Origin of the sequence: Lysinibacillus sp. FSL M8-0216 (assembly GCF_038595555.1) — a bacterium.
Taxonomy (GTDB): domain Bacteria; phylum Bacillota; class Bacilli; order Bacillales_A; family Planococcaceae; genus Lysinibacillus; species Lysinibacillus fusiformis.
The window spans coordinates 1,971,051-1,990,087 of record NZ_CP152007.1 but is presented as its reverse complement, the minus strand read 5'-3'; the positions used below and the strand labels follow the sequence as shown (position 1 = coordinate 1,990,087).

Below are 19,037 nucleotides of genomic sequence, written 5' to 3'. Positions count from 1 at the left end.
ATCAAACTTCTTCAAAAGTAACAGTATCTGTTCGTCTCGGTTGGATAGCTGTTTCTTCAACGCACTCCCCTTTCGCAACAATATGAGGTTGGATAGTATCGTGGATAATTTGTGGTGTGATTAGTGGTGTTTGAAGTATTTCTCTTTTATCAGCCGTTTGGTAAATTGCGCGGCCTTTGACCATTGGTAATGTCTCTGCTCCCTCTGTATCCAGTACAACCCTTGAAGCAACAGCTGATTGCACTCTAAAACATAGCTTGGCATCTGCATTTTGCTTAACCTGCCTTGGTATAACATCACCTACTGGATACTGCGTGGCTACAACTAGCCTGAAACCAAGTCCGGCACCTAGCCTTGCTATTTGCGACATAAGAGTCTGGCACTCTAGCTTTAAGCGTTTCTCTTCTTTCGTCACTGCCTCTGCTGCATTCAATTCGCCTACCTCATCAATAACAACAAAGTAACGTTCCTTTATGCCAGCCTCTTGTACATTCTTCTTTCCTCTGCGCTTTAATTCACGTTGTATATGCCGCATTTGGTCATATGCCAACTGTAATGTGTGGAGGGCATCATGTGGTTCGTAGGCAATGGAAATCGTTTGTTTAATATTTTCATAGTCGCACAGTTCCACTCCACCTTTTAAATCAATTAGATAAAGGTTTGTGTGCTCTGGTTCACAATGCACCAGACTGCAAATAGTTGAATTGATGAAGTTACTTTTGCCGTATCGAGTCGCACCACCTAAAACTACATGTGGCACCATTTCAAAGTCATGATACTTAGACTCATTCATTGCCCTAGTAACGCCTACAGGTACACACCAACCTTTGCCTGATGTATATGGCACTTCCTTCGCTAATGGTTTGTCGTACACTCGCACGATTAATAGACCATCATAAGACAGTTCAATTTCTTTTTGCTCCGTCAGCTTTGCCTTCCACAATTGTTGAAGTTGCAGAAGAAGGTCTCTGTTTAAATCCAGTTGTCGTAAATCATTAAAGGTAATATTCTTTCTACGATTATTCAGCCCATCCTCAAAGACATGCTGCTTGACTTCATAATCAGTGAACGAACGTCCAAGGGGGATCCTGAATTTGTATTCCCATCCCCATTCATACTGTTTTTTCTTAACGAGTTGAGTGGTTAATGTATCTTTGCCATCACGAACATTTAAACCAGACAATGACATAATGCGCTGGATCTTCCCACTATCATTAGAGGACATTCCCCTACTCTTTGAGAAAGCTTTTAATGCAATTCCACCCATTAACGAAGTTGTTAATATTTCAAACAGCACACTTTCATCCCTTCTTTAATTTCATCAGCGTCACGGTTCTCTTACATAGTAAGAGTTGCTTGTATTGGGCATCCTTAAATACAGTCCAAACCATTGGTAAAACTGAATTTCATATGTGCCCACTTCAATACTCACATGGCATTCAATCAGGCACAGTATCGGGTATACAAGTGGGCATAAAAATCACCGAACAATATACCCCACTTTACGAGGTTCTTTAACTTTCTTATCAACAGTCTTTTTACCATTTGTAGATGCCTTTTTGAATTTCATTTCTTCATATTGATTCAGTAAATCATAAATCGTTAATTGACCTTGCTGCTCCATATATTCAAAATGACTCATATCTTCATCCCCTTTTACCACAACAACCAGTTATCGATTGGTGGTCTTGTATTTGATTGTGGACAGCTATCACGTTCTGTTAACCAATTATAGAAAGGCACTGGACGTTCTTTAACAGGTGTTTCTTCTATAGATGAAGATTTGTCAGGCTTCACTTTCGAACGTCCTATAGCCTTTTTATAAGCACCTATGAACACGGCTCTTAATGTACTTGTTACAGTTAAAGTACCTTCTTTAATATCCATGGCAATTTTAAATAGCACGTTCTTAGCTTTTATAAAGTCAGGTACATTTTGAACCTGTGTAGCCAATACAACCTTGTGTAATTCATCTTTCAAGTTGTCAGCTAGTGGCAAGCTATTCATGAAATCAAATAGCATCACCTGATATTCATTCATGTATTCCTTACGAGCTGCTTTTTCAGCATGTACTGATTCATATACTTCTTGTAAATTGCTTGTTTTAAAAGAAGAAAGATAAAAAGAACTAGATGGTTGGTTTTCAGATTGTGGACGGCAAACCACGTCATTACTAGCTTCATCGACTGTACCTCGTTGGGACACGCTCGATGGGACATAAGGTAAAATACGATAAATGCTAGCCCCTTTAATGCCGTTTAATTTAGTACTTGGTACTTTTTCGATGATGCCTAACTCCACTAATTTCTTCATTGATCGATAAACTGTCTTTGTGCTTATCTCTAATGCTGCAGCAATAGTACTCGCTTTTAAGTGGCATACTCCAGTGTGTTCTAAGCTGTGTGATGCAAGTTTGTAAATGATTGCTCTTTCTGATTCTGTTAAGTCGTAATAGTGAACAGCCATGTGGTCCTCCACACTCTTATCCATATCTCCTACTGAATCGAATGTTATGTATTGTGCTAGGTATTCGAATGCCATTTGTTTTTCACCTCACTGCAATTTACTTAAAAGAAATCGACATTTAAAAAAATATAAATGCGAGCTCGAATAATTTCGATTAAGTAAATGATAATTTCGTTTAAGTAAAATGTCAACATTTAATTTCTTTTAAGTAAATTATGGTTTATAATAAAAATAACAAAATAACATGAGAGTTGGTGAATAATGGGCGCTGAATTAAAATCTAATCTTGGAGAACTGTTGAAAAAACGAGGTTGGGATCAAAAAAAACTTGTGGAGATTACAGGTTTAAATCCTCGTACCATAAGTGAATTAGTTAATGATAAAACAATCCGTATAAATAAGAATGCACTAGAAAAAATAGCTGATGCCCTAAACATTGAGGATATATCAGAAATAATACAATTCGCAAAAACAGATAACTAACTTAGGTTGTCTGTTTTTTATATACATTTTCCATATAGTTACCTAAAATGGATGTAAGGAGGATGAACGATTAAATGGATACTTTATTTTTTATATTGTCTGGGCTAAGTGCAATAGCTATTTTAATTTTTGTATTAATTGCGCTTATTCATTTTGGCAGAAAAAACAAATTAAAAGGCAAGAAGCAATTAATGTTTGCAGGTGCTTCCCTAGTAGTAATGATCGTTTCTTTTACAGGTTTTTTGTTCACGTTCGAAGTGCCTAAAGAGGAGAAAATTGATGTATTAGAAACAGTAGCAAAATCAGAAGAAGAAAGCTCCACAAATACATCAGATGATACAGTGAACAAAGAACAAACTGTTAATACTGAAAACTCACAGAAGCAACCACAAGCAACAAAAGATAATCAAAAAGAAGAAACAAAACCCAAAACGGAGCAAAGTAAACCTAATACTTTGACAAAAGGTGAAAAAAATGCCGAATTAAATCCTGCAAAGCCTGGAGCAATGCTTTATGATAAAACCGAATTGAAATTTAAAGGTATGGAGTATTATTTCAAAGGTGAAGTAGTTGGTGTTAAATCACTAGAAGGATTATTCAGGGATATGGAAGATGCATTATTAATTAAGAATGATCAAGGTTATGTACTCCCTGTTTTCCCTCCATATGAAATTGATGTGAACATAGGTGATACTGTAGAAGCATCAGGACCATTATCTGGTGATGGATATGCAGCATCAGATTTAGGTGTAAGTAATGTAGTCGGAATGACTGGAGCTATGAATGCTACTCAAATTAGCGTAAATGGTGAATTACAATAAATTAGTCACTCAAATGAGTGGCTTTTTAATTATCAAAAATAACCGATTATTATCATGGTAAATAAGTACCAGAATGGTTAAAGTTGTTTTTATAGGCTATTTATAATAGCCTTGTTAATTTAAAGGAGGATACATAAGTGGTAAATTTTTTTAAGAAAAGTTTGATTTATTTAGCGTTAATGCTGCTAGTACTAGTTAGCTTTAATGTTGAAAGTGCATCGGCAGCAGAAGTAATTGATTATGAAGAAGGGGTAACTAATTTAAATAATACACCTGAAAATAGCGCTGTAGTAGGAGATCGACTTTTAAAACCTGAAATCGGTTGGAAGCGATATGATGATTCAAATCTTAAAATTGAATATCTAGGTAATGTAGAAAGAAATCAAAATAGTTTATTTTATAACTCTGGATATTCTTCTTATAAGTTAAAATATCCATATGATAATGAATTAAATGGAGTTAAATTTAATTTTACTGGTACGAAAATTAGATTGATATCTCTTAAAGATTCTGTGTACCGCTCATCTAATATTGTTATAGAAATAGATGGAGTAACTGAGCGTTTTAATCAAACTGGTGCTGCCACTAAGCAGACATTAGTATATGAAAAAACTGGATTGAATGATAAGCAACATTCCGTTTTCATTTATGCGGATGATAAAACATCAAAAGTTGGATTTGACAAAACTGTACGATTTGAAATCGATGCTATAGATATAGATGGAGATTTAACTAACATAGACTCTAGTGAATCTATTTCATTAGATAGAAATTCATTAGAACTTTTGGAAGGTAGCCAAGATAAATTAACAGCTTCAGTTACTCCAGATACAGCTAAAGTAATTTGGACAAGTAGTGACGAATCAATTGCCACTGTAGATCAGGATGGTAATGTTACGGCCCTTCATGAAGGAGAAGTAATTATTACTGCGAAAATTGAAGGCACTGATATTACGGCAACTAGTACAGTAATTGTTAAAAAACCAAGTAATGAATCTTCAAATGCTATTCTAAGTATCACAATGGTGAACGGCATAACAAAAGAATATGATGTTACAAATACCGTTTTAAACAACTACTTAAATTGGTTTGAAAGTGCACAAGGTACATCAACATTCAAATTTTCTAAAACAATATCTCCTTATAAAAAAGTAACGGAATATATTGTTCATGATAAAATCGCTTCATTTGAAGTAAGAGAATATTAAACAAAAAAGGACCAGGTACTCACTTTCAATTGAGCGCCTGGTTTTTAAAACCAAACATAATTACATTACATATGTCCAAAATAGAATAATAAAACTTGTGATAAAGGGGGTGTGCATATGAAGAGGCCTATTGTATTTTTGATTCTTATGTGTTCCATAATTTTCTCTAATTCATCCATAGCTTTTGGATCTGGAAATGACAAAATCCCCATTTTAATGTACCACCATCTAAAGAAAAGCCTTAATAATAATGTAGTCATTTCACCTGATAATTTTGAAAATCAAATTAAAACCCTTAAAGAAGCAGGCTACAATTCCATATCTATACAACAATTATTTGATTACTTAAATGAAAATAAATTGTTGCCACAAAATCCAGTGTTAATAACTTTTGATGATGGGTATTTAAGTAATTATGAATTAGCTTATCCGATTTTAAAGAAATATAACATGCACGCAGAAATTTTCGTTATCGTCAGTCAAATCCTTGAAAATAATGAAATCAAATCTAACACTAATGAAATTCCTAAAATGACTTGGGAGCAATTAAGAGAAATGAGAGATACTTTTACAATTCAAAGCCATACTTGGAATTCACACAATAAATTAGTTTTAGGGAATGGAAAATTATCTGGAGCCGTTTATGGACCTAGCTATATAAAAGGAACCTTAGAAACAAAGAAAATGTATGAAGAACGAGTAATAAGTGATTTTATTCGATCCAAAGAAGTAATAAAAGCAAAATTAGGATATGAGCCTATCGCTATTAGTTATCCCTTTGGTATTGTTTCCAATGAAGCAATAAAATTAGCTGAAGCAGCCGGTTTTAAATTGGGTTTTGTTATTAATAATAAAAGCATTGTAAAAGATGATAATCCTTTTACATTAAGTAGGATAACAGTAAATGGAAATGATACAGGAATTGAATTATTAGAGAAAATAAAAAATAGTTAGTTTTAGGTGTTTTTAGTTTTATTTTCAGCAGTTACTAACCAGGCACTCAAAAATGAGGTCCTGGTTTTATTATAAACTTTCATTAATAATCAGATGGTTTTAAAATAACTTTCATGTTCTTTATATAATCAGGACATGCTTCATTCACAAGTAAATTAAGTATTATTAATGTTAAACATAACAAGAAGATAATACTAAAGGAGATTATAAAATGAAAAACATGTTTTATATAGTAGGGTTGTCTATTTTATTATTAACTGCATGTAGTGAGGACAAGGCTGAATCTAAAGAATTAGCTCCAGCTAGTGAACAAAAAGAAGCTAAAGATAAAACTGTAAATGCTTATATTGAAGGTGTTTAAATGACAAATCTATTGATGAGTCAGCTAAGGAACTTCAATCAAAATATAAATCGTATAATGTAAAATTGACCAGGTACTCACTTTCAATTGAGCGCCTAGTCTTTATTTTGGTGACTGATTAATAATTTTTCTACCTGCGTTTTAAGAGCCATATTAGCATATCTGAGTACCACATCATTACCAGCTGTAGCTATATGCACATCACTAAAATATTCGTCTATCTTTTCTACCTTTACTAATCTTATCTTGTCTTTAGCCAATAACCTTTTTGAATTGTAATAATCTTGGGTTATGTCATTTAGTAACCTTTCGAGGATTGGTAAATAAACTTTACTCATTTTCAAATTTTCAATTACAGGGAAGTCACGTTGCAATGATTGAACTGCCATTTCTAGAATTAAAAATTTATGAAATAGTCTCCTTTGTTCAGGTTTCAGCATACAACTTCATCCCCTCGATAAGAACGTTTGTTTGTATTATTTTAGAACAAATGTTTCTGTTTTGACAAGCATTAATATGTGGAAATAAAAAAACAGGCACTCAATAAATAATGAGCACCTGTTATGTGTTTGAATAAACCATATCAAAATTAAATTCTATAAAAGACTAACTGCAAAATACTATTACTTATAATTATCAACAGTAAAGCTAACAATTTTGTCATACATAATATACTCTGTTCTTGAAATAATATTTCCAGTCGTTACATTTAATTTAAATTTATAGTACGGTTTTCCTTGTCCCACTTCACGACCATCTAACCAATTCATAAACTGATCAATTTCTGATAAAGATAAATCATACTCATGAATATCTTTATTTGTCATAGTAAGTCTTAAAATTGCTCTAGTGCCAATTTCTCCTGTTCCATCTTCTTTTACAGTAACCTCGGCTGTTGCTGTTAAGTTACTTCCATCTGTAGTCGTGGCAGTTATCGTTACTTTACCAGCTTTCTTCCCTATTACATTGCCATTATCATCCACTGAAGCAATCTCTGAATCGCTGCTTGTCCATATAACGTTTTTGTTTATTGCATTCTCTGGTTCAATTGTTGCTACTAAAGTTTCACTAGAACCTATTGTTAGTTCCAGTGTTTCTTTGTTTAGTTTTAATGATTCAGCAACCACTTCTGTGTCTGGGTGAATAAGTGTACCATTAGCATCAAGGTCTATTGCATCTAAATTTATACCTTTCGTATACCCTTCTGCTACACGGATTATTGCCTTATGTCTTTTATTTTCTAAACCTATTACTTCAGCTATTAACGTCTGATTTTGTGTTGGTCCATGTATAGAAAATGTTTGTTTTACTTCTCCATCTATTACCAATTCTACTTTTTCAGCGTAATAATTACTTGTGTTCCATTTACGCACGATAATTCGAACTTTATCTCCTGTGAAATCAAATAATACAGGTTTATCATTTGCGGGTGTATAAGAATAGCTACCGTTATAATAATCGCCCGGATTCGCAGTTGAGTATCCCGTTTTTATAATAGCTTGATGAGTATCGTCATATCTTTTCCAACCAATCTCCGGTTCCTTTAATTGTTCTCCAATAGTAGCTGCTTTAACTTTGTTTCCCTCAATATCTAGTAGTGAGAAACTGAAAAATATAGCTATAGCTGCTGATATAATCATTAAAATCTTTTTCATAATAATCCTCCAAAGTGATATTAATAGATTAATTATCCTATTTTAAAAATAATATAATCGACTTAATTATTATTCATTTTATTACATATTTCAACATATATTTCTTCATATAACAAATGCAGGGGTTAATACTTTTAATTAATACGCTGAGCAATAATGATTTTCAACCCTTCAAAATCACCACTTGTCATCGTACCTTGGTCGAATTTCTCAAGCCACAACTTATCAATTTTCTTTTTATCCACTGATTGTTTAATGTAATCACGGACTGCAGCTTTAGTTGTTTCATTAGTGAATAACATTTTATCATCATCCTTTGCTATTGGTTTAGTCATATTGCCTTCCACAGTTAATTGCACTTGGTATTTGCTATTAGTTGGAATAATTACTTGTCCTTCAATTTTGTACCCTTTTGGCATAATCCAATTTGGCTTAACTTCAAAGTGAGGACGATCAATATTATCTGTCCAATCTCCACCCCATTTAATGCCTAGCTTACGCGCAATAGCGCCTACTCGACTTAGGGTTGCCACATCATATAAAGCCTGTGGAGGACCAACAGCAATATCCCAAGCTAATCGTGACTTATGGTTACTATCTAGTGTCCAAGTAACAATCTGCCCTGGTCTAGTTCGTCCTTGTGCATAAAGGTACTTCTGTCGTTCTTGTGAGCGATATGTTTCAGTAATAAAGACGTTCTTAATACCTGCTTTAAAGCACTCTTGGAATAACAATCGACAGGCTGTTTGTGCAGCTGGTAATAGTTCCGAAATATCTCGGCAAGTTGTTGTAACGCTTGTCATTTCACATCACCCTTTGGCTTGTCATAATTCAATGCTTGCTCACTGTCTGAGGTACCTTTTGTAGTCGGGTCGATAATAATACCAAGTAAACCTAAAATGCTTAATACAGTCTCTGAAATGGCTGTGATTTGTGCATTGTAAATCGTAATATCGACATTAAAAATGCCCGCTGTTTGATTAGCGAGCACTAGTAATAATGCGATTAATGACACCCAAAATTGTTTATGTTGTAAACGTACTTTCCAGTTAATTTTCATGTGCAATTCCCTCCATTTTATCTATACGTTTATGTGCTTGTTTACTTGATTCCTCTACACGAATCACGCGCTCTGATAACCCTGTAACACGCATTTCTTGTGCTTTAATATCAATCCTAATCGATTCTACCCCAGCGTTTATATTGTCTAATTTCGTGCGTATTACAGCTGAATCCGATGCATCGTTTTTCACATCCTTGTCTCGATTACGGTTGTAAGTAAGTACTCCAATAAAAGACCCTAATACTGTACATAAAATTCCGATTAAAGCTACTGTTTGACTGTCCATGTCAACACCTCACAAATAAAAATAGCACCGCTCGGCACAGTGCATTGCTTAGGTCTTGTTGTATAAAAATAGCCCTCCACAATTATCTGTGGAAGGCTACTTTATTTTATATTTATTATATATTTAACTCTTGGAATATCTTTTTATAGGTAATTGAATGACTATTTCATATGGTTCATCATGATATTTCCCTGATAAATAAAGTTTATCTTCTTGTTCAAAATACTCAAAGTCTACTGGATATCTATTGTAGCCTATGCCGTAATGATCTTGATATTCAGCAGGCAAAACACCATCTTTTGGCCAGTATATAAACAATCTACTATAATTAGTTTCGATTGAACCGTATATTTGGTAATTTCCTTCGAAAACAACTTTTCCATTTTTTATACCTTCAATATGGACTATGTCTCCCGAAATACGCTGCTCATTATAATTTTGTAATACATCCATTAAACTATCTTCCATGTTCTTCCTCCTCTGTTTCGTCTACTATCACTCATTTCGACAAAAGGTAATGATTTCCTTCTTATTTAGACAATAAAAATAACGCTAGCTTAATGCTGCGTCTACTTGTTTTCGTTATCGAGTAATGCTTGAACGGCTTCTCGCCACAATAACGGCACTTGGTCAACTGTTCGCAAGTTCATTTTAATTAAATCCCAATACAATTTAGCCATTATAAAACCTCCTTAGATGCTATTAATTCCGCCACTTCCGCAATAGCTAATTGATTTTCTATTTTGTCTTGTTGTTGTGCCTCTGCTGATTCAGCTATCGCTAATTTTAATGCTTTGGTTTCTTCTTGCAATAATTCTAGCGGTGTTTTAGGAATATCCGTATATTCATAGAATATCTTTTGTGTTTCCTTGTCGTAGAACATTTCGTACGTTTTACCTGGTATGTTTTCAGGTTGTGGTAAAGTGCTCATATCATACTCAACTGCAATTTCTCCCAATGAAAATACGCTTAATACTTTAACTTTTGTTTGCTCTGTATTACTTTCAATAATAATCATTTTTTCACCCTCCTTTTTTAATTACCATACTACAACTACTTTACCGTGAGCGCCATCAGCTCCTTTAACCGCTACACCATAACCAGCACCGCCTCCGCCCCCTCCACCGGGAGCATAACCTTGTTGTGCCATCGTATTACCATTCGGGTTTCCTGCATATCCACCACGTCCTCCGTAGTAGTTGATGTATGGGTCTCCACCGAAACCACCGGAGTCATAGTTTGCACCTTTACCTGCTATAAGATCACTTGGTGCTCCGCCTCCGCCACCCCCTATACCACTGTGTGTACTTACAGAGCCAGCACCTCCTGAGAATCCTTGTAGCCAGTCGAGTGGTGAACCCCATGGACCTTCGAACTTACCGTGAATGTTAGACCCACTATTCCAAGAGTCTGCTCCTTGTTGCATTGGGCTTCCTCCTTGTCCTCCCCATCCATATGCACCACCACTCATTCCGCCACCGCCTCCGAATGCTCTAGCGTGAATTGTACCATTTACTGATAAAGTACTTTCCGTCCCTCTAGTGCCAGGCCATTGAGTTCCTCCGCCAGCACCACCACGACCGACCATTATTGTTACGAAATCTCCTGGTTTTACTCTTACATATTTAAGTATGAATCCCCCAGCACCGCCACCACCTCCAGGTCTAGACTCAGTGCCGTGGCCTCCGCCACCCCCTCCGCCAGCACCCCAGCAATATGTTAACAATCTACTAACCCCAGCAGGAACGGTGAAGGTATGAGAGCCTGGTGTTGTATATTCAACTACCTTATTTTCGACAGTTGTCCCTCCCCCTTCACCCTGTAAGAAAAAAATTGCACCATCATAAACAAGTGTATAGACAGCAGGACCTTTAAATTCCCCAACTTGCAAATCTGAGTTTCCATTCTTACGTACCGGTTTTGCTCCTAAACCATTAATATTTAAAGTACATGGTCCAGTATTAACCACTCCATTGCCAACTTGGACTCTAACAGTCATTCCTGCTTTATAACTTGCAGGAGCTGGATTTAACGTAACCGCAATTGCGTTGCTACTAAAAGATGATGACCCATAAGAGTTGTGAAATACAAGGTCGTCAGAATGGGAATCAATTTTAGTGTTAACTGTAGTCATTTGTTGTTCTAAAACGGCTATTCTAGATGCTAAATTACCAGCAACATCACCCTCTAGAATATCTTTAATGGATTCAAACCAAGTTATAAATTCTTGTTCTTGAGCATCTTGCCAAATGTCTAATTCGCCAGCAACACTACCTTTAATATCATTAAACCAAGCTTGATATTGATTGAAAATTGTAGTTGTATCAACTTGATTGACTGTGCCATGGACGATGCCACAAAGAGTACTATTTAATCGTTGGTCAGTGATATTTGCCTGCGTAATTTGAGTAACACCATTATTAATCAAAACATCCGCTAAGGCTAGCTCATATGCATCTGTATCACGTTGTAGTGTTGGTGCAACTGGACTACTTGCAAATGTACCTTTTTTGACTACGATTTCTATTTTCCTAGTTAAATGATTAAGACGCATGACAACTCGGTCAATACGCTTTAAAACACCATCTGCAACATCTAATGACAACACATGATCTCCATCACTAAAAATAAAATAGCCGTCAATCCAGCCACTTCCTGGTTTAACGACTACTTTCATATTCTGATATGCAGCTACTTGAAGGTTTGAGGATGGATTTGGAAAAACACCATTACCTATAAAGGTAGCGAAATATTTCGCAAACCACCATGCATTGTATTTACGATCACCGTTGACACTGTTGAAAATACCACTATATATCGTCATTACTTATTCACCTTCTTTTTTATCTTTTCGTAGATAGTTGGGATATTGCTGCCAAAGTTAATACTAAGTGTTATTCCTTCCTTATTGCTTGTTAAAGTGGCTGAAATAACACGTGGATGTAAAACGCGTTGTATCTCGTCATTTCGTACACTTACTCGATCACCAAGCTTATAATCAACGTTGTACGTAAATTGACTATACATATCAACTTCACTTTCAAACGTTTCGATAATTTGGAACTCAGATAATTTTTCCTCACCGCGTATTTTAAGTGCATCTTCATATTCTGCTGGAGTCATCGTTTTTTGGTTGTCGTTGTCATCTGTATATTCACTCTGCAAATCCCGCGCATCTACATATAATTCGCGACGGTTATATCCACTTAGATTGTCATTAGTAACGACTTGCTTTCGTTCAGTACCTTCACCCTCGCCTGCCACTATAGCAGTCGTTCGATAATCCACTTTATTATGAATGTACTTTTGGTTAATGATATTGTCGAACTCTTTACTAAAGATGACATGTGGATTTACCACCTGTTGAGTGCTGCGGTCGACACCTTGCCAGGTAACAACATCAAATTTCTTATCCTGATGATTAAGCAATATATCAATACTCATCTCATGTTTGTTACATATTTCGAATAAATGGCCTATTACTTCTCCACCTGTTTTTGTCGACTCATCATTAATGTTTATCCCCTTATTTGGTGCCAGTCTTAAATTTGGGATTACTCTATTCGGATTACTTGGAGAAATGGCATTTGTTCTTATGAAAAACTTGATTAGGTCTTCCACATTGCCGTCATATCGTTGTTGAACATCAATCGATCTCCAAGACAACATGTAATTAAGTGAATAAGCATGAATTTCTATTTCTGTTTCTGACTCGTCCGTATAATCAAAATGCTCAATGATAAAGCCATAATTAACATCATCTTGTGTTGTTAAAATGTTGTCATGCTTTAATAGTTCAATGACTTCTGATGAGCTTGCAATGCGTAAGATAAGCTGACTTACCTTATCATAATTGCGTTCAATTTGAAGCTCTTTGTATTCACTGATTTCTCCGATAAGCTCAATGTTTAAATTAAATACATACAGTTCCTTCATTGTTATACACCTATCCTTTTAGGAGTGAATTCAATGGACACTTCAAGAAAATCTAAACCACTAGTTGCATCATATCGGAGTAAATTATCTCCGGGTTCCAATTGAAGAAACTTGGAAGTACCAAAGTCAAAAGCATTAAAGATACTGGTCTTTACATTATTTCTAATCAAAGTGATGGAACGCTTTCCTTTGTAAGTGGAAACCTCAATTACATCACCAGCAAGCATTGTGTACTTTAGATTAAATGCTTCATAGGTAGTTACATTAAGCAGCTTTGGGTTTACCACCTGTGATAGTGCCAAAAATCGTATAGACATGCCAGATGATTCACTACCTTCATTCAATACATTCACAATCAAAGAGGGATTACGATACCCGATTTCAATGCCTTCCTCTACAACTTCCAAAGGAAATTCTAAGTTTGATTCCCAAAGGGCTATATCTATTTTTCGCGATGCTGCCTCATAAATAAACGGATCACTTGATATAAATTGGAGTAAACCTGTAACCCACCTACTGTTATCATTTGCCCTACCTTGATTGAATAATGGTGCTGCACTTAAATTGGCATTTACATAGAACTGATCTCCTGAATGCGTTGAAAAATCAATTCTCATCGGATTAAATTTCGGATTACAAACGCGATAAATATCTTGCCTCTTTTCCTCAATCCACCAATGCTCTACGTTTGTCTTTTTTATATAAAAAGGTACATCTACATCACGTGTAGAAAGAGTTGTCGATTGATAATGAGCTCCATCAGAAGTAGTCTCAGACATATTCACATTTGCACCTAATCCACTAATTGCAAAATCGTCACGAATAAAAAAGTGACGACCAGAAACTATCGAGTCGCCACGATTATTAGTAATCGTCATGTCTTTAATTAACAAATCGTCACCTCCTAAAATGCAAACTGCATACGACGTAATGTACGCTCCATCTCGCGAGCTCCACTATCATTAGTGTGGATGACCACGGATGGTTTAAAGTGTTTTGAGTTATCAACATTGCCCCTGTTACCACTAGAAAGTGGTGCATTGTCCTCCACAGATGAGGCTAATCGTCTTGAAGCATCTGCAACCTTGTTCACCATGTCATCCATCCCTAACACTAATCCTTGGCCAATGTTTACACCAAAACCTCGCATCACACGTGAAGGACTGTGGATGTCTAATGCTTGTTGTATAGTGCTTGAAATAGAGTTAGCAATTTGTCTGGCTTTTGAAATCAATGGTCCTTCCATGCTTGCTAAACCGTTTAGAAGCCCTTGTCCAGCATCTGCCCCAATTTGTTGTAGGGATGATAGTTCGGTTGCTGTAGTGCTTGTGAGCTCTTTAATTTTATAGCCCCATTCAGCTTTTAAAATATTTAGCTGTTTTACAGCAGCTTCACGTAAAGCAAGAATCTGCTTGTCAGTATCTTCTTTCATACCTACTAATTCAGCTTCAGTTTGTTCTCTCGCTAATGCTGCTTTTTCTTGATACAGTGCACTATATTGCGTTAATTGTTCATCTGTCAGTTGATTAAGGGCCATTAGTTCTGGAAGAGCCTTAACCCCTAAGTCACTTAATTCTGCCAACAAATCAGCATCTATGTTTCGTGATGCAAGCTTTGCAAACTCATCTTGCCACTGTTTAAAACCGTCAACCTGTGACTGTAAATTACTAAGTAATTCAGTACCACTGTTTTTAACTTCAACTTTGAATTCATCAAACAGTCCAGCGAATGACATTAAGGAAGATTGGCGTTTATTAAATTCATCTTGATATGCTTTAGTCAGGTCATTTTCCTGTTTAATCAAATCATCATTGATTTTTTGCATTTGTCCCTGATAATCTTTATTAATTGCGACCAGTTCTTTGTTAATCGCATCTACAGATTTTTGATATTCCTTTTGAGCTGAGATACGTTCTTTCGAACCTTCTGCAAATAACTCTATTGATTGTTCCCATATAGCTGCTTCTTCAATTAAGGACATTTCATCTAAGGACTTTTTATCAGCAATATAGTTTTTGATGACTTCTAGATATTCCTTCTCAGACTTTTCAACAAGTGATTTATACTTTTTATTGAAATCTTGGTCAGCCTTAAGCTTGTTGTCTTTATATGAAGCTTCTAATAAAGCAATATCTTGTAGTTCTTTTTGAGTTAAAGCACGTTTCTTTTTGGCAGCATTGTTTCTGATTTTGTAGATTTTTTCTAAAGTCTTATCATTTTTATCTTCATTTTTTCGATTAAATTCATCGATCAAATTTGTGTATTCTTTTTGATAATTTTTAGAAACTGCAAGAATACCATCTCCTATATTAGACATGGCCTGATTGACTTTAGGACTTGATTCGTTTAACCCAATTACTAAACCTTCACCTGTCCATAAACCAATTTGCCTCATGACACGTGACGGAGAACGAATATCCAAAATTTTCTTTGCCCATTCAGGTATTGATTTGGCTATATCTTCTATTTTCTTTTTTACCGCATCTTTCATATCGCCAATACCCTTTGCTAGACCGTTTATAATGTCTTTACCGATTTGGACTAAGTTCACTTTTTTCAAGAAATTTTCTGCTTCATTCCATTTTGTAGTAATTTTCGTTTTTACTTCTGTCATTTTGGAATCAACGGCCGTTTTCATTTCGTCAAGTTTTTTACCAGGCCACGATTTTATTGCTTCCCAATTTTCTGCTGTATCCTTCTTAGCTTGTTCCCATTTATTTTTTGTATCTTCGATTATTTCTCTGGCTTTTCTACCGACAGAAATTTTCATCATATCCCACTTTGAAAGTATTTCCCCGGTTTCCCAATTTACTTTATCTACATGTTCGTCCGCTTGTTTTTGTGCTGTTTCTATTATTTTGCCATGTTGTTCTTCAGCAATGGCGATGGTCTGATCTTTTGCTTTAGTAGCCTCTGCTATCATTCTATCAGCTTCTTCAGCTGTAATTCCTCCTGTTTCATCACGCATTTTTATAATAAGTTTATACTTTTCGTTGTAGGTTTCGTTAGCTTCTTTTAAAACTTCACCCTTTTGCTTAATTGCATTTTTCACTACTTCTGCTGCTTGTTCAGCAGATGCTATTGATGCATTTTCTTTCATTCGTTCCAGGATGACTTTTTGTTCTAATTCGCTTTCACTAAAAACTCTCACAGCGTTTTCTTTCATCATCTCATTGTAATTATTGATAATTTCATTTTCACGCTCTGTTATTTCTCTATTTTCAGCAGCTGCATTTGCATATATTTCATTTATACGTTGATGCATATAATTTTGCTGTTCAATTTCTTTTTCATTGCGAGCTTGACGATTTGCTAATATTTTTTCTTCTTCTGCTGAAGAAAGAGCTGATGAATTCATAAAGAAATTCTCTAATTCAGATAGTTCCTCTTGATGTCTGGCTTTCATGCCCTCCACAATCTTTTTATTCATTTCAGCATATTGTTCTGCCATACCAGATGCTATTTCTTCAGTCATTCTTGTGGAAGTAATATAAACTTCAGATAATGTTTTCGAGACTCCATCTGACAGCTCTAAGTAACCTCCCAATGCCTTTTGAGTAGCTTCTGAGACGCCTTCACCAAACAAATCAGCTTGTTCTATTGCAGGGCTCATTGCATCTTGCATTGTCTTAATTGCACCAACAACTAATACAACTGGGGGAGCAAGGGCAGCAAATGAAGCTAATAATTGAGGGTTCTTTTCAACAATTGTGTCCCAGTTTTTATATAGAGCAATTCCGCCAGCCGTTAATAAAGCGATAGCGCCTATCGCCCAACCAATAGGTCCTGTAATTAGCGATAATGTTGCACCAAATGCTGTTGTTGCTCCACCTGCAACACCAATAGCCATGGATAGTCCGCCGACTGCACTGATAATTGTGCCGATACTTGAAATTAATGCACCGCCAACAATAAGTACAGGACCAATGGCTGCGGCTAATCCACCTAGAATAAGAATGGTCTTTTGAGTTTTTTCAGATAAACTAGCAAACTTCTCAATCCATGGTTCAACTAATTCAACCATTTTTAGTACAAAAGGAATTAGTATATTACCAAGGGTAATACCTAAGTCGACTAGTTTATTTTTCAGGATAATTAGTTGCGATTCAGTTGTTTTGTATCGTTGTTCAGCTTCGTTTGCTAAAGCTACATTTTCACCCCAAGCTTTGTTAGCAACGTCAATTGATTCAGCAAAAAGCTCATTTGCATTCCCTGCACGTAGTAATGAGTCACGGAGGAGAATCTCGGTGATCCCCATCTCTTGTAACATGTTGATGGCTGATTCGCCCGCTTGCTCTGCATTGCCTAAGCCATTTACAAATGAACCAATTGCACCAACGGCATCCTTTTCAAACATCTCTTTAAACTGCTTGCTCGTCATTCCAGCAACTTTTGCGAAGTTTTCTAAATCAAGCCCCGCATTAACAATGTTTTTCATTTCCTTGTTGGTCATACCTAATGAGTCAGCTAAAGACGTGAAATCCATGCTGTTATTAGCCGCAAGCATTTGCAATTCTCGTAAAGACATACCTGTCTTTTTTGTCAGTTCATCCATTTGTCCAAGACCTGTTGAAGCAGCTACCTGCATCCGTACCATTACACGTGATAAAGCTGAACCACCCATCTCAGCTTGAATACCAACTGAAGATAATGCGGTAGCAAGACCTAGAATGTCAGCTTCGGACATACCAATTTGTGCACCAGCTCCTGCTAGACGTAAAGACATTTCTATGATCTCAGATTCAGTTGTCGCGAAATTGTTCCCAAGTCCTACAACTGTAGAACCTAATTTGTCAAAGTCTTGTTGAGACATCTTTGTGATGTTTGCAAACCGCGCAAGTGCAGTCGCTGCTTCATCAGCAGACATATTTGTAGCAACACCCATATCAGTCATTGTTCTTGTGAAACCTAATATCGCATCGTTTTTAATACCTAATTGACCCGCAGCTTCAGCTACCTTTGCAATCTCTGTAGCAGCAGCTGGAATATCTTTAGACATGTTGCGAATTTCATCAGAAAAATATTGGAATTCTGATTCTGTTGCATCCACAGTTTTTCGAACTCCCGCAAAAGCTGATTCGAAGTCCACCGCTGCTTTAAAGGCACCAGCGCCCATAGCAGCAATTGGTGCTGTAACATACATGGATAATTTCTTACCGACATTCATCATCCCATCGCCTACAGCAGATAGTTTACTGCCGACTTCTTGCATTCGTTGGCCGACTTGTGTCCACTGAGATGACTGTATACGTAATTGTTCTGTAACTTCACTTAATTCACGATCTAAACGATTGTATTGGGTTTGTGCCTGGTTAACCGCATTAGCTTGTCGTTCAATTTGAGCTGATGATGCGGTACCACTAGCTACTAATTCATCATATCTACGTCGCTGTTCTTGTAGCTTAATCGATGCGGCATCAAATGATCTTGATAGTACATTCTGTTTCTGAGAAAGACCAGTTAATGAATTTTCATACTGTGAGCCCCTTGCTCTAATAGCCTGTAACTCACTCCCCATAGCTCTCATGTTTCGATTTACCTGTGCTACAGTACCGTTAAAGTTGGATGCATTTAAGCTAAGGCTGACTTCTAAACTTCCTATGCTTGCCATATATTCTCACCGCCTTCTTGGCCAAAATAAAAATCACAGCCAATCAATATCATCAGCTGTGACTTCTTCTATTTCCTCATCAACATCATTGGATAATTCAAACCAAAAATGAATATCCATTTCATCGATTTCATGAAGTTTGTATCCTTCTTTTAATAACTCACGATAGAATTTTTTTATATTTTGGTAGGCT

At 36.0% G+C, this 19,037-nt stretch carries 20 protein-coding genes; 5 read left to right on the top strand and 15 right to left on the bottom strand.

Features of this window, described 5'->3' with window-relative positions; all coding sequences use genetic code 11:
* Nucleotide 1: 1 nt before the first annotated feature.
* The 3 genes from MKX57_RS09510 to MKX57_RS09500 all read right to left on the bottom strand — a co-directional run bounded on the left by MKX57_RS09510 (nucleotide 2) and on the right by MKX57_RS09500 (nucleotide 2,541).
* On the bottom strand, nucleotides 2-1,297 hold the full coding sequence (locus tag MKX57_RS09510; protein WP_342550976.1) for an FtsK/SpoIIIE domain-containing protein: 1,296 nt from the start codon (nucleotides 1,295-1,297) through the stop codon (nucleotides 2-4).
* A 183-nt stretch (nucleotides 1,298-1,480) separates the two neighbouring features.
* Entirely contained in the window at nucleotides 1,481-1,642 is a 162-nt protein-coding gene (locus MKX57_RS09505) for a hypothetical protein (protein ID WP_342550975.1), read from the bottom strand.
* Nucleotides 1,643-1,656: 14 nt separating this feature from the next.
* Nucleotides 1,657-2,541 carry a helix-turn-helix domain-containing protein gene (locus tag MKX57_RS09500; RefSeq protein ID WP_342550974.1) on the bottom strand — a complete coding sequence of 295 codons (885 nt, stop codon included), beginning with the start codon at nucleotides 2,539-2,541 and terminating at the stop codon, nucleotides 1,657-1,659.
* Between the two features lie 186 nt (nucleotides 2,542-2,727).
* On the opposite strand from MKX57_RS09500, the gene MKX57_RS09495 reads away from it, so the two are divergent.
* The 5 genes from MKX57_RS09495 to MKX57_RS09475 all read left to right on the top strand — a co-directional run bounded on the left by MKX57_RS09495 (nucleotide 2,728) and on the right by MKX57_RS09475 (nucleotide 6,293).
* Complete coding sequence (locus MKX57_RS09495; RefSeq protein ID WP_342550973.1) at nucleotides 2,728-2,949, top strand: helix-turn-helix transcriptional regulator; 222 nt, start codon at nucleotides 2,728-2,730, stop codon at nucleotides 2,947-2,949.
* Nucleotides 2,950-3,023: 74 nt separating this feature from the next.
* Nucleotides 3,024-3,770, top strand: a complete 747-nt coding sequence (locus MKX57_RS09490; protein ID WP_342550972.1) for a hypothetical protein — start codon at nucleotides 3,024-3,026, stop codon at nucleotides 3,768-3,770.
* A 137-nt stretch (nucleotides 3,771-3,907) separates the two neighbouring features.
* Nucleotides 3,908-4,978 (top strand): Ig-like domain-containing protein, encoded by a 1,071-nt coding sequence (locus MKX57_RS09485; protein WP_342550971.1) that lies wholly within the window; start codon nucleotides 3,908-3,910, stop codon nucleotides 4,976-4,978.
* A gap of 117 nt (nucleotides 4,979-5,095) precedes the next feature.
* Complete coding sequence (locus MKX57_RS09480; protein WP_342550970.1) at nucleotides 5,096-5,932, top strand: polysaccharide deacetylase family protein; 837 nt, start codon at nucleotides 5,096-5,098, stop codon at nucleotides 5,930-5,932.
* A 211-nt stretch (nucleotides 5,933-6,143) separates the two neighbouring features.
* Entirely contained in the window at nucleotides 6,144-6,293 is a 150-nt protein-coding gene (locus MKX57_RS09475; protein ID WP_342550969.1) for a hypothetical protein, read from the top strand.
* Between the two features lie 95 nt (nucleotides 6,294-6,388).
* Here the strand turns inward: MKX57_RS09475 and MKX57_RS09470 are convergent, their stop codons facing one another.
* The 12 genes from MKX57_RS09470 to MKX57_RS09415 form a co-directional block, all read right to left on the bottom strand.
* Nucleotides 6,389-6,733, bottom strand: coding sequence for an aconitate hydratase (locus tag MKX57_RS09470; RefSeq protein WP_342550968.1), 345 nt, complete (start codon nucleotides 6,731-6,733; stop codon nucleotides 6,389-6,391).
* A gap of 183 nt (nucleotides 6,734-6,916) precedes the next feature.
* The gene (locus MKX57_RS09465) at nucleotides 6,917-7,948 is read right to left on the bottom strand and encodes an Ig-like domain-containing protein (protein ID WP_342550967.1); all 1,032 of its coding nucleotides are present in this window, start codon (nucleotides 7,946-7,948) and stop codon (nucleotides 6,917-6,919) included.
* Nucleotides 7,949-8,082: 134 nt separating this feature from the next.
* Complete coding sequence (locus tag MKX57_RS09460) at nucleotides 8,083-8,751, bottom strand: M15 family metallopeptidase (RefSeq protein ID WP_342550966.1); 669 nt, start codon at nucleotides 8,749-8,751, stop codon at nucleotides 8,083-8,085.
* On the bottom strand, nucleotides 8,748-9,008 hold the full coding sequence (locus MKX57_RS09455; RefSeq protein WP_089987110.1) for a phage holin: 261 nt from the start codon (nucleotides 9,006-9,008) through the stop codon (nucleotides 8,748-8,750). The genes MKX57_RS09460 and MKX57_RS09455 overlap by 4 nt, the downstream gene beginning before the upstream one ends.
* The gene (locus MKX57_RS09450; protein ID WP_342550965.1) at nucleotides 8,998-9,297 is read right to left on the bottom strand and encodes a hypothetical protein; all 300 of its coding nucleotides are present in this window, start codon (nucleotides 9,295-9,297) and stop codon (nucleotides 8,998-9,000) included. The genes MKX57_RS09455 and MKX57_RS09450 overlap by 11 nt, the downstream gene beginning before the upstream one ends.
* 123 nt (nucleotides 9,298-9,420) lie before the next feature.
* Nucleotides 9,421-9,765, bottom strand: a complete 345-nt coding sequence (locus MKX57_RS09445; RefSeq protein ID WP_342550964.1) for a hypothetical protein — start codon at nucleotides 9,763-9,765, stop codon at nucleotides 9,421-9,423.
* A 101-nt stretch (nucleotides 9,766-9,866) separates the two neighbouring features.
* On the bottom strand, nucleotides 9,867-9,977 hold the full coding sequence (locus MKX57_RS09440) for a CD1375 family protein (protein WP_008174510.1): 111 nt from the start codon (nucleotides 9,975-9,977) through the stop codon (nucleotides 9,867-9,869).
* A complete protein-coding gene (locus MKX57_RS09435; RefSeq protein ID WP_342550963.1) occupies nucleotides 9,977-10,315 on the bottom strand; it encodes a hypothetical protein in 339 nt (112 codons plus the stop codon). Before MKX57_RS09435 ends, MKX57_RS09440 begins: the two co-directional genes overlap by 1 nt.
* 21 nt (nucleotides 10,316-10,336) lie before the next feature.
* Nucleotides 10,337-12,121 (bottom strand): glycine-rich domain-containing protein, encoded by a 1,785-nt coding sequence (locus MKX57_RS09430; protein WP_342550962.1) that lies wholly within the window; start codon nucleotides 12,119-12,121, stop codon nucleotides 10,337-10,339.
* A complete protein-coding gene (locus MKX57_RS09425; protein WP_342550961.1) occupies nucleotides 12,121-13,233 on the bottom strand; it encodes a siphovirus ReqiPepy6 Gp37-like family protein in 1,113 nt (370 codons plus the stop codon). The genes MKX57_RS09430 and MKX57_RS09425 overlap by 1 nt, the downstream gene beginning before the upstream one ends.
* Nucleotides 13,234-13,235: 2 nt before the next feature.
* Nucleotides 13,236-14,126 (bottom strand): phage tail family protein, encoded by an 891-nt coding sequence (locus MKX57_RS09420; RefSeq protein ID WP_342550960.1) that lies wholly within the window; start codon nucleotides 14,124-14,126, stop codon nucleotides 13,236-13,238.
* Between the two features lie 11 nt (nucleotides 14,127-14,137).
* Nucleotides 14,138-18,844 (bottom strand): phage tail tape measure protein, encoded by a 4,707-nt coding sequence (locus MKX57_RS09415; RefSeq protein WP_342550959.1) that lies wholly within the window; start codon nucleotides 18,842-18,844, stop codon nucleotides 14,138-14,140.
* Nucleotides 18,845-19,037: the final 193 nt, after the last annotated feature.

Excerpts from the sequence above, each read along its gene's own strand:
- MKX57_RS09505 (WP_342550975.1), bottom strand. The coding sequence starts at position 1,642 with ATGAGTCATTTTGAATATATGGAGCAGCAAGGTCAATTAACGATTTAT.
- MKX57_RS09500 (WP_342550974.1), bottom strand. The coding sequence starts at position 2,541 with ATGGCATTCGAATACCTAGCACAATACATAACATTCGATTCAGTAGGA.
- MKX57_RS09495 (WP_342550973.1), top strand. The coding sequence starts at position 2,728 with ATGGGCGCTGAATTAAAATCTAATCTTGGAGAACTGTTGAAAAAACGA.
- MKX57_RS09490 (WP_342550972.1), top strand. The coding sequence starts at position 3,024 with ATGGATACTTTATTTTTTATATTGTCTGGGCTAAGTGCAATAGCTATT.
- MKX57_RS09480 (WP_342550970.1), top strand. The coding sequence starts at position 5,096 with ATGAAGAGGCCTATTGTATTTTTGATTCTTATGTGTTCCATAATTTTC.
- MKX57_RS09475 (WP_342550969.1), top strand. The coding sequence starts at position 6,144 with ATGAAAAACATGTTTTATATAGTAGGGTTGTCTATTTTATTATTAACT.
- MKX57_RS09470 (WP_342550968.1), bottom strand. The coding sequence starts at position 6,733 with ATGCTGAAACCTGAACAAAGGAGACTATTTCATAAATTTTTAATTCTA.
- MKX57_RS09465 (WP_342550967.1), bottom strand. The coding sequence starts at position 7,948 with ATGAAAAAGATTTTAATGATTATATCAGCAGCTATAGCTATATTTTTC.
- MKX57_RS09460 (WP_342550966.1), bottom strand. The coding sequence starts at position 8,751 with ATGACAAGCGTTACAACAACTTGCCGAGATATTTCGGAACTATTACCA.
- MKX57_RS09455 (WP_089987110.1), bottom strand. The coding sequence starts at position 9,008 with ATGAAAATTAACTGGAAAGTACGTTTACAACATAAACAATTTTGGGTG.
- MKX57_RS09450 (WP_342550965.1), bottom strand. The coding sequence starts at position 9,297 with ATGGACAGTCAAACAGTAGCTTTAATCGGAATTTTATGTACAGTATTA.
- MKX57_RS09445 (WP_342550964.1), bottom strand. The coding sequence starts at position 9,765 with ATGGAAGATAGTTTAATGGATGTATTACAAAATTATAATGAGCAGCGT.
- MKX57_RS09440 (WP_008174510.1), bottom strand. The coding sequence starts at position 9,977 with ATGGCTAAATTGTATTGGGATTTAATTAAAATGAACTTGCGAACAGTT.
- MKX57_RS09435 (WP_342550963.1), bottom strand. The coding sequence starts at position 10,315 with ATGATTATTATTGAAAGTAATACAGAGCAAACAAAAGTTAAAGTATTA.
- MKX57_RS09430 (WP_342550962.1), bottom strand. The coding sequence starts at position 12,121 with ATGACGATATATAGTGGTATTTTCAACAGTGTCAACGGTGATCGTAAA.
- MKX57_RS09425 (WP_342550961.1), bottom strand. The coding sequence starts at position 13,233 with ATGAAGGAACTGTATGTATTTAATTTAAACATTGAGCTTATCGGAGAA.
- MKX57_RS09415 (WP_342550959.1), bottom strand. The coding sequence starts at position 18,844 with ATGGCAAGCATAGGAAGTTTAGAAGTCAGCCTTAGCTTAAATGCATCC.